At 72.5% G+C, this 2,115-nt stretch carries 2 protein-coding genes; one reads left to right on the top strand and one right to left on the bottom strand.

Annotated elements, in window-relative coordinates; translation table 11 throughout:
- On the bottom strand, window positions 1-602 hold a 602-nt coding region (locus AB0O00_RS36900), incomplete at its 3' end, for a hypothetical protein (RefSeq protein WP_363659069.1).
- A gap of 391 nt (window positions 603-993) precedes the next feature.
- Between AB0O00_RS36900 and AB0O00_RS36895 the strand changes: the two genes are divergently transcribed.
- On the top strand, window positions 994-2,115 hold a 1,122-nt coding region (locus tag AB0O00_RS36895), incomplete at its 3' end, for a hypothetical protein (RefSeq protein WP_363659068.1).

The following is a 2,115-nucleotide window of genomic DNA, read 5'->3' as shown; positions in this document are numbered from 1 at the left end:
GTCAGGCCCGCGCCGACGGCGTGCCAGGCGCGCCGGCGGGACGGACCGTCGGCGAGCCAGCCGTGCAGGCAGAGCAGCCAGGCGAGGACGAGCACCGGCATGACGGTGTCCGTCAGCGCGAACTCCGAGTAGAAGACCAGCGGCGGCAGCAGCGCGGTCGCGGCGGCGAACGCGTACGCCTGCGGCCGGCCGAGGCCGAGGCGGCGCAGGCCGACCAGGGCCAGCGGGAAGACGAGCGCGTTGAGCAGGGCGTTGATGCCCATCACGAGGTGGTAGGCGGTGGACGGGTCGTCCGCGAATCGCAGGGCGGGGGAGATGAGCAGCGGGTAGCCGCCGGGGATGACGACGCCGACGGGCATCTCGGTCGTGGGGTGTCCGGCCAGGACCCGGGCGAGGACGAGGTACGACTCCTCGTCGGGGTGGACGGACGGGTAGCTGAAGTCCCGCACGAGGTAGAGGCGGAACAGGACTTCGCCGAAGTACCCGGCGAGCAGCGCCAAGAGCCGGAGCCAGCGCCTCGGGTCGGTCCGGCGCTCCGCGCGGTGCGGACCGGGCTCGACGGTCCGGTCCTCCACGGCGGCCGGTACGGACGTCAGTTGCATGTGCCAACCCCTCCCCTGATGGTGTGCCTGCGTGCGTGCGCGCCTGCGTGCATGCGTGCATGCGTGCGTTCGCGGGGCGGGGACGCCCCTGATGCCGCCTGACTATATATGTCGTTCAGCGGCATATGTAGTCGAGGTGGTCGCGAAGGCGTGCGCGTGGCGGTCGCGGGCGGTCGAGGAGTCGTTGCGGGCGGGGCCGGGGATCGACGGAAAGTTTCTTCGGAAGCGCCTGCAACCGATCGCCGGGAAGCGCGTCTATCCCAGCGAGGAGCAGGGAGCCACGATCAATCTCCCGGGGCGCATGGGGAGTTACGCGCGCCCGCTGCCGATCAGTCGCCAGTCATCAGCGCGCTGTTGCGGCATGCCCGCAGCGCGGTTCCAGGGGGGAACCATGTCCACCATCATTCGCACACGTTGTACCCGTCGCGCCGTCGTCGCCGCGGCCGCCCTGGGAGCAGCCGCGGCCTGCGGGTCAATCGCGGCCCCGGCCGCTTTCGCGGCAAAGCCGTCGCACACCTCGCTGACCGTCCATGCCCCGGCCTCGGTCGGGTTCGCCGGCGGACCGGTCGCGTTCACCGAGGACATCGCCAACTCGGGTCCGACCGCCACCAGTTACAACCTCGAGCTGACGACCACCACCGGGATCGGAACGCCGTCGAACGCGATCGTCATCGACTACGAGGACCCGGCCGACGGCACGTGGAAGTCGGTGCCGCTGGTGATGACCAGGGCCAACGGGGGCGTCGTGTACGACGGGACGGTGCCCGGGCTCACGGTCCCGGCCGGTCGGACCTTCAAGGTCGGCCTGCGGATCGGCGCGCCGATGGGCCTGCCCCACGACGGCGCCTCCAATGGCGGCTTCCGGTCGATCGCCCTGCACTCCGCGGTCACCACCCCCGCGAACCACGGTGCGGCGCAGGCCGAGGCGACCAGCACGATCAACGTCACCTCGATCGGGAGCTCGCTCGCCCACGTGCCCGCCACCGCAGTCGCGGGCGGCGCGCCGATCGAGTTCGACGCCGTCCTCGACAACCCCACGCCCTCCGACTACACCAACCTCGGCGACGTCCTGTTCGTCGACCGGCACGCGACCGTCCAGGTGCGGACGGCGGACGGAACGGACGGGAGCTGGCGGACGCTGGACAAGGTGCCCGGCATGACGCCTGAGGAGCCGTACGGCGTCTACCTCCAGGGGCGCGACTCCAGCCTGAGGGCGGGCGGCCACACCGTGGCCCGGGTGCGGGTGTCGTACGACGCGACGACCCCCGCCGGCGCGACCGCGCTGAGCCCGTGTGTGTTCGTCAACGAGGGGGCGCAGCCGTTCCGGGGGACCACGTCGTGCTCGGCGCGGGCGACGGTGGAGGTCCAGCCCGTGGCCACGGAGACGCCGAAGCCGACCCCGCCTTCCTCGGCGCCGTCGGCCCCGGTGCCCCCGGTGTCCCCGGCCCCGAAGTCCTCCGCCCCGGCCGTACCCGTCACCCCGGCCGTACCCGTCGTGCCGGCCTCCGACGGC

This window comes from Kitasatospora sp. NPDC093558, from assembly GCF_040683475.1.
Classification (GTDB): Bacteria; Actinomycetota; Actinomycetes; order Streptomycetales; family Streptomycetaceae; genus Kitasatospora.
The sequence above is the reverse complement of the archived record's forward strand: the minus strand, read 5'-3'. Positions and strand labels throughout refer to the sequence as shown.